7 protein-coding genes and 1 pseudogene are annotated in these 6,901 nt (G+C 43.4%); 1 reads left to right on the top strand and 7 read right to left on the bottom strand.

Features of this window, described 5'->3' with window-relative positions; translation table 11 throughout:
• Positions 1-163, bottom strand: a 163-nt coding sequence (locus VR7878_RS07580; RefSeq protein WP_139344031.1) for a transposase, incomplete at its 3' end; no start/stop codon positions are given.
• Between the two features lie 71 nt (positions 164-234).
• A pseudogene (locus tag VR7878_RS07575) lies at positions 235-354 on the bottom strand (transposase); the annotation flags it as partial.
• A 55-nt stretch (positions 355-409) separates the two neighbouring features.
• Between VR7878_RS07575 and VR7878_RS07570 the strand changes: the two are divergent.
• The gene (locus tag VR7878_RS07570; RefSeq protein ID WP_077334894.1) at positions 410-1,009 is read left to right on the top strand and encodes a LysE family translocator; all 600 of its coding nucleotides are present in this window, start codon (positions 410-412) and stop codon (positions 1,007-1,009) included.
• A gap of 260 nt (positions 1,010-1,269) precedes the next feature.
• Here VR7878_RS07570 and VR7878_RS07565 read toward each other — a convergent pair whose 3' ends face one another.
• The 5 genes from VR7878_RS07565 to VR7878_RS07545 form a co-directional block, all read right to left on the bottom strand.
• The gene (locus VR7878_RS07565; RefSeq protein WP_038183328.1) at positions 1,270-2,532 is read right to left on the bottom strand and encodes a NupC/NupG family nucleoside CNT transporter; all 1,263 of its coding nucleotides are present in this window, start codon (positions 2,530-2,532) and stop codon (positions 1,270-1,272) included.
• A 798-nt stretch (positions 2,533-3,330) separates the two neighbouring features.
• Complete coding sequence (locus tag VR7878_RS07555) at positions 3,331-4,143, bottom strand: TatD family hydrolase (protein ID WP_077334890.1); 813 nt, start codon at positions 4,141-4,143, stop codon at positions 3,331-3,333.
• Positions 4,127-4,285 (bottom strand): DUF5363 family protein, encoded by a 159-nt coding sequence (locus VR7878_RS21235; RefSeq protein WP_162841940.1) that lies wholly within the window; start codon positions 4,283-4,285, stop codon positions 4,127-4,129. The genes VR7878_RS07555 and VR7878_RS21235 overlap by 17 nt, the downstream gene beginning before the upstream one ends.
• A 19-nt stretch (positions 4,286-4,304) precedes the next feature.
• On the bottom strand, positions 4,305-5,078 hold the full coding sequence (gene yaaA, locus VR7878_RS07550) for a peroxide stress protein YaaA (protein ID WP_077334888.1): 774 nt from the start codon (positions 5,076-5,078) through the stop codon (positions 4,305-4,307).
• A gap of 163 nt (positions 5,079-5,241) precedes the next feature.
• Positions 5,242-6,669: an alanine/glycine:cation symporter family protein gene (locus VR7878_RS07545; protein ID WP_077334887.1), complete on the bottom strand. Its 1,428-nt coding sequence runs from the start codon at positions 6,667-6,669 to the stop codon at positions 5,242-5,244.
• Positions 6,670-6,901: the final 232 nt, after the last annotated feature.

The following is a 6,901-nucleotide window of genomic DNA, read 5'->3' as shown; positions in this document are numbered from 1 at the left end:
GCCGACGGGCTTCGGAGACATCCATTCCCGCATATTTTTTGCGCCAGGTGTAAAAAGTCGCATCCGAGATCCCGTGTTTACGGCACAACTCCCTGACGGGAATACCTGCTTCGGCTTCTTTAAGAATGGTAATGATCTGTTGTTCGTTGAATCGCTTCTTCATGTTCATCATCTCCTTGGTTGGATGAACATCACTAAGTATAGACTGGACTAGATTTAGGGGAGCAGGTCACAGTTATAGTAGGTTGCATCAGAGATCCCGTATTCGCGGCACACTTCATTGACTTTCCTGCCGGCTTCGACTTCCTTCAGGATCTTGACGATTTGCGTTTCTGTATAGCGTGATTTTTTCATCATGCACTCTCCGTTTATTTCAGTGTAAACGGAAAAGCCCTATTTACCAGCGTCCATTTTTTCGGGGAGGGTTACACTTTCCCCTGGCCCAGATTTGTTGCTGATTTCAACTTATTCTTCAGTTCGTGGGTTTAAATCGGGAGCTTCGATAGCCTTCGGGGTTTTTATAGCTGGGCTAGTTCAGACTTTTTTGGTGGCGTTTGGTCTTGGTCAACTATTGCAGGCTGTACCAACTTTGGCTCTAGGAGTTAAGATTGTTGGCGCTCTATATCTTGCTTGGCTAGGTTTGAAAATGCTTAAGTCATGGCTTAGTGACGATTTTGCAGAGAAGAATGATACAAAAACTAAATCTCTGACTATGACCCGGCTAATTTATCAGGGTTTATTTAATAATTTGATGAATCCCAAAGCCCTGCTATTTTTTAGCATGTTCTTACCTCAATTCACTAGTTCACAGATCGATGTTACTTCGCAAATTTTGATTTTGGGATTATTACTAAGCACTACAGCTCTGATAATTAACATATTGTTTTCACTTGTATTTAGCAAACTTGGCTCTTTTATCAATGGTAAATTAAGTCTAGGGCGTCATATTGATGGAATATTAGGCTTAGTATTCTTGGGATTAGCCACTCGTTTGGCAACTAGCAAGTAGTCGAGTTACAGCTTTAGTACTCAGTTGTCACTCCTATAACCTTCTACGCGGCTACCGAAAACAATGCCGCCTCTTAACCTGATATGTGTCCTAATTACCGCTTTTGATTTTTATACACTTATTTACACACGGTGTAATAATAAAAAAGCCCTAAGAATTAAGCATTCAAAGGGCTTTCAGTCAGTTAGATAATTACATAGAATTTACTATATTCTCTTGGCATCTCTGAGGCGCATTAAATATAGATGCTCTTCTGCTGACTAGAAAGAGAGGAAAAGACCCGCAATCGTAGCAGCCATTAAATTGGATAATGTACCGGCAATCACAGCTTTGATACCCATCCGAGCAATATCATGTCTGCGATTCGGTGCAATCCCACCCAGACCACCCAACAGAATGGCAATTGAAGATAAATTAGCAAAGCCACATAAGGCAAAAGAGATAATTGCAGTTGTTTTCTCTGACATCACTTGCCCTGTTGCAGCAACAACCTGAGCGTGATCACCGATGTAAGGCACAAAGTTGGAATAAGCAACAAACTCATTCAGTACAATCTTCTGCCCGATAAATGAACCGGCGGTTGTCGCTTCAGACCAAGGAACACCGATGATGAAGGCTAGTGGAGAGAACAACCAACCAAGAATCAAGTTCAGAGAAAGCTCTGGCATACCAAACCAGCCGCCGATACCACCCAGCATCCCGTTGACTAAAGCAATCAAGCCGACAAACGCCAGTAACATCGCGCCAATATTCAGCGCCAGTTGCATCCCGGTCGACGCGCCGCTGGCAGCAGCATCAATCAGATTCGATGGCTTATCATTACCATCATCAAAATCCGTCAGTTCATGACTATGGGGCGTTTCCGTTTCTGGTTTCATGATTTTGGCAAACAGTAATCCACCCGGAGCGGCCATAAAAGATGCGGCAACCAAAAACTCCAGACGAACCCCCATCGCGGCATATCCGGCAAGAACACTCCCGGCAATCGAAGCCAGACCACCACACATGATGGCAAACAGCTCAGACTGAGTCATTTTCGGTACGTAAGGACGAACGACTAATGGTGCTTCGGTCTGACCGACAAAGATGTTGGCAGCAGCAGACATCGATTCTGCACGAGATGTTCCTAATGCTTTCTGTAAGGCACCACCAATGATTTTAATGGCTACCGGCATAACCCCAATGTAGTACAGGACCGCAATCAGAGAACAGAAAAACACCACTGCAGGAAGAACTTGAAACGCGAAGATGAAACCCAGCCCATCAACCGAAAAGTTCACTAAGCTGCCAAACAAGAACCCGGTACCATCCTTGCCGTAGTTAATGACGTTCTGTACGCCAGAGGTTAATCCGGCCAGAAGGTCTCGACCCCAGGGGCTATAAAGAATAAACCCACCGAGTAAAAATTGGATGGCGAAAGCGCCGCCAACCGTTCTAAAATTGATCGCTTTACGATTATCTGACAGCAGAAAGGCTATTCCAAGTAGAACAACCATTCCCACTACGCTCATAAACAAGCCCATAGTTTATGAATCCTTATACGTGAATTATTCGTTTGAGTGGAGGAAGACATTTCGGTGGCGGATTATACGATGCCCCAAGTCAAAAGCAATTACGGGTCACACATTTATCCACAAAAGAAAAATCATTCACCACAATTATTGATACTAATCACAAAAACTGCCAAACCGAAAACCATTCAACATCATCAGTTAACAAAAAATCAACATCAAGCAAACAAAGTTATATGCAACATTCATACAATACGACAATTTGCAGATATCAAACGATTGCACCAAAAAATAGAATCAGCTAGCAAAAATGACTATATCAGATAAACCACATCATAATTTTGTGGCATATCAAACATTACATTATATAGAAATATCAACTATTTGATGTTGAATTCCCTTGCTCTTGGGATTGCACCAAAATGAAACAAAAATTGATTAAATTACAAAAATAAACGATGCAATTCACAAAAAAATCGCATGTTTCCTCATAAAACTGGTTGTTTTTAACAAAAAACGAACACAAGCAGTTAAATACCATACTAAATATCAGTAAAAATGTGATCCATGCTCAAAAAGTAAATTTTCACTTACAAAAGTAATCAGCTCGATGATTACCTACAGATCTATAAATGTATTTAGTGAATGCATTGACATGAAGAGTAGACGAACAATGCATTTCAAGATCGGATATATGCATATAAATGTGAAAAGTGAGGTATAGAAGATGACTGCTGCGATATTTTTATATCATGTCTGTAATAACACATGATCGGCACGCAATCCCCGCAGACATAGATTGACGAAACGTCAGTCCGCATCAATACCAAAGACTTGGTGGCTATTCAGCCATAAGTGCGCGGCAATATCCGTGACATCACACGTCTTCAGTTGTGCCAAAGTTTGTAAAACTAAAGGTAAATATTTGGGATGATTGGCCTGCCCCTGTAATCCGCACAATGGCATATCCGGGGCATCCGTTTCGAGTACCAAACTCTCTAGCGGCAGCCGGGCAACGGTTCGCCGTGTCTTTGCAGCCCGGGGATAAGTGATCACACCACCAATACCAATTTTAAACCCCAACTGAATAAATGCCTGCGCTTGCTGCTCACTGCCCGAAAAGGCATGTAATACCCCACCCCGGGTAAATTTATGTCGTTTGATTAACTGCAACAATCGTGACTGGGTCTTGCGGCTATGGAGAATGATGGGTAAGCCGGCATGCTGAGCAATACTCAGTTGAGCAATCAAGATCGCTTCCTGAAGCGCCGGTGAAACATCGACAATGGCATCTAATCCACACTCGCCAATCGCGACACAATTTTCATCAGAAATGGCCAGACGTTCTTCTAAAAACGCCATCCGTTCAGAGCAACTCATTTCTGGGCAATCGGTATTTAAAAAATAGGGGTGAAAACCAAGAGCATAGTATAATTGCTGTGGTGCGATGGTGGTCAGTTCTTGCACCGCCCCCCAGTTACTGATGCCTACAGAAGGAATCAGAAGGCGTGAAACACTGGCATCACAAGCCTGCTGCCAATGCCACCTGACATCAGGCTGAAATGGTTCAAAGTCAAGGTGGCAATGGGTATCAAACAGTCTGGGCTTAGCGGTGTTTGTCATGGTTTACCGGACGCTTGCTTTGAGTCGCATCGGTCCCTTCACTTCGATAAGGCACACAACTTCGTTTTTGTGCCGGTGTTAAGCCCATACGCTGGCACCAGCTATCGTAACGAACCAGACAACGTTTCACCCAGTACCACATCTGCCTATCCTCCGAACAATTACTGTTCTTCCCGTTTGAAAACCAATTCTGTCGCAGTGGACTCTCCGGCATCATATTCATACCCGGCGACATTGAATGCCAATAATTGCTCTACAGACGAGATTCGATTCTCAATAATATATCGAGCCATCATGCCTCGCGCTTTTTTCGCGTAGAAGCTAATCACTTTATATTGGCCATTTTTGCAATCTTTAAACACCGGTGTAATCACTCGGGCATCTAATGCCTTCACATGAACTGCTTTAAAATACTCGTTGGATGCCAGATTCACTAGAATGTTATCCCCCTGCGCTTGAATCGACTCATTCAGTTTTTCAGTAATGACATTGTCCCAAAACTGATAGAGATTATTACCACGAGGGTTGGCCAACTTTGTGCCCATTTCCAATCGATAAGGCTGCATTAAGTCAAGGGGTTTCAGTAAACCATAAAGGCCTGACAACATCCGTAAATGCTGCTGGGCATAATCCAAATCATCGTCAGAGAGAGTCTCTGCTTCAAGCCCGGTATACACATCGCCTTTAAATGCCAGAATCGCTTGTCGGGCATTCTCAAAAGAAAATTGTTTACTCCACTCGGCAAACCGGGCGACATTCAACCCGGCAATCTTATCACTCACTTTCATTAGTGAAGCAATATCTGCGGGCGTTAACTGGCGACAAACCTCAATTAACTCTTTTGAATGGTCGAGTAATTCAGGGATCGTATGTTTATCGGTCTGTAAAGGTGACTCATAATCCAGTGTTTTAGCGGGGGAAACGACGATTAACATACTCTGTTCCTTTCTCTGCTGATCATTATATGATTGAGGTCATTAATGTGACCAATCAGATTCATACACTTGAATCCGACATGTTTTATCGTTATAGCGTACAAAAAAAGCCATGCGTTGTCTGCATGGCTTTTTCAATCCTTCTTATCGGTTTTACCAATAATTAATCTTTCGGATTTTCCCAGATGCCTTCTTCTAACTGAGACTGCAATTCAGGATAGTCTTTCACATTAAAGGTTGGTACCTTACCGGCTTTCAACTGACGGTTATAGTCTTTCGCCAGTTTCACCACAATGCCAGATAACAACAGAATCGCGATTAGATTCACAATCGCCATCAACCCCATCGACACATCAGCCATCGACCAAACAGTCGGCAATGTCGCCAGAGAACCGAACATGACCATCGCCAGGAAAACTACCCGAAAAATCGCTAAGCCCCTTTTATTGTTGTGTTCAAGGAACACCAAGTTGGTCTCAGCATACGAGTAATTGGCAATAATTGATGTAAAGGCAAAGAAGAAAATAGCAAAGGCAACAAAAATACTGCCCCATCCACCGACCTGAGTGTCCAACGCACGCTGCGTTAATTCAATCCCGGTAATTTCGCCATGCGGCACATACTCACCTGACATCAAGATAATCGCAACCGTAGCAGAACAGATCACAATGGTATCGATAAATACCCCCAGCATCTGTACATAGCCCTGAGATGCAGGATGCGGTGGATATGGTGTTGCCGTTGCAGCCGCATTCGGTGCAGACCCCATCCCGGCCTCATTTGAAAACAGCCCACGTTTGACACCATTGATCATCGCTTGAGCAATCATATACCCTAAACCACCGGCAGCGGCTTCCTGAAAACCAAAAGCACTTTTAAAAATCAGACTAAAGACGGCCGGAAGCTTATCAATGTTTGTCAGCAGAATGAAAATAGCAATCGCCAAATAGGCCAGCGCCATCAACGGAACAATTAATTCAGCGGTGCGGGCAATTTTCCGGATACCACCGAAAATCACAAACGCTGATAAAATTACAATACCAGCCCCGATATACACAGGCTCATAGCCAAACGCGGTATTCATGGCATTGGTAATTGAGTTCGCTTGCACTGCATTGAAAACCAAACCGAATGCAATCATCAGGAAAATGGAGAACAGAACTCCCATCCAGCGCATTCCTAAGCCTTTTTCCATGTAGTAAGCCGGACCACCACGATAGTTACCATCACGATCTTTGGTCTTATACAATTGTGCTAATGCACTTTCAGCAAAGGATGTCGCCATCCCGACCATCGCAGTCATCCACATCCAGAAAATAGCGCCTGGTCCACCGGCTGTGAGTGCCACCGCAACCCCTGCCATGTTTCCGGTTCCGACTCTGGCAGCAAGGCTGGTACACAACGCCTGAAAAGAAGAAATACCCGCTTTATCTGATTTACGGCTATTTTTCAACACACTGAACATATGGCGGAAATGACGAATTTGAATAAACTCAAGTCGGATAGTGAAATAAATCCCGACGCCCACCAATAGATATACAAGGATTGACCCCCAAAGCAGGTCATTTAGTAAATTGATTAAGTCTGTCACAAGAACCTCTTTAAGAGTTCAGAGCACAAGTTTGCTCTACACCATCACTTGATATTTCCCTATCTTATAATAATTTATTGGCAACAGTCCCTGTTGTTCCTAGCATATATATCCGAATAAATCGCAAACACATTCACTCAGCGCGGAAGATAATGCTATCGAACAAACAAAAAATCAATACACAACACTGTTCGCAAACGCTATTTTTATAATCATTCCGGCAACAAAAACA

Origin of the sequence: Vibrio ruber DSM 16370 (assembly GCF_900163965.1) — a bacterium.
GTDB lineage: Bacteria > Pseudomonadota > Gammaproteobacteria > Enterobacterales > Vibrionaceae > Vibrio > Vibrio ruber.
This window is presented reverse-complemented; position numbering and strand designations above follow the sequence as displayed.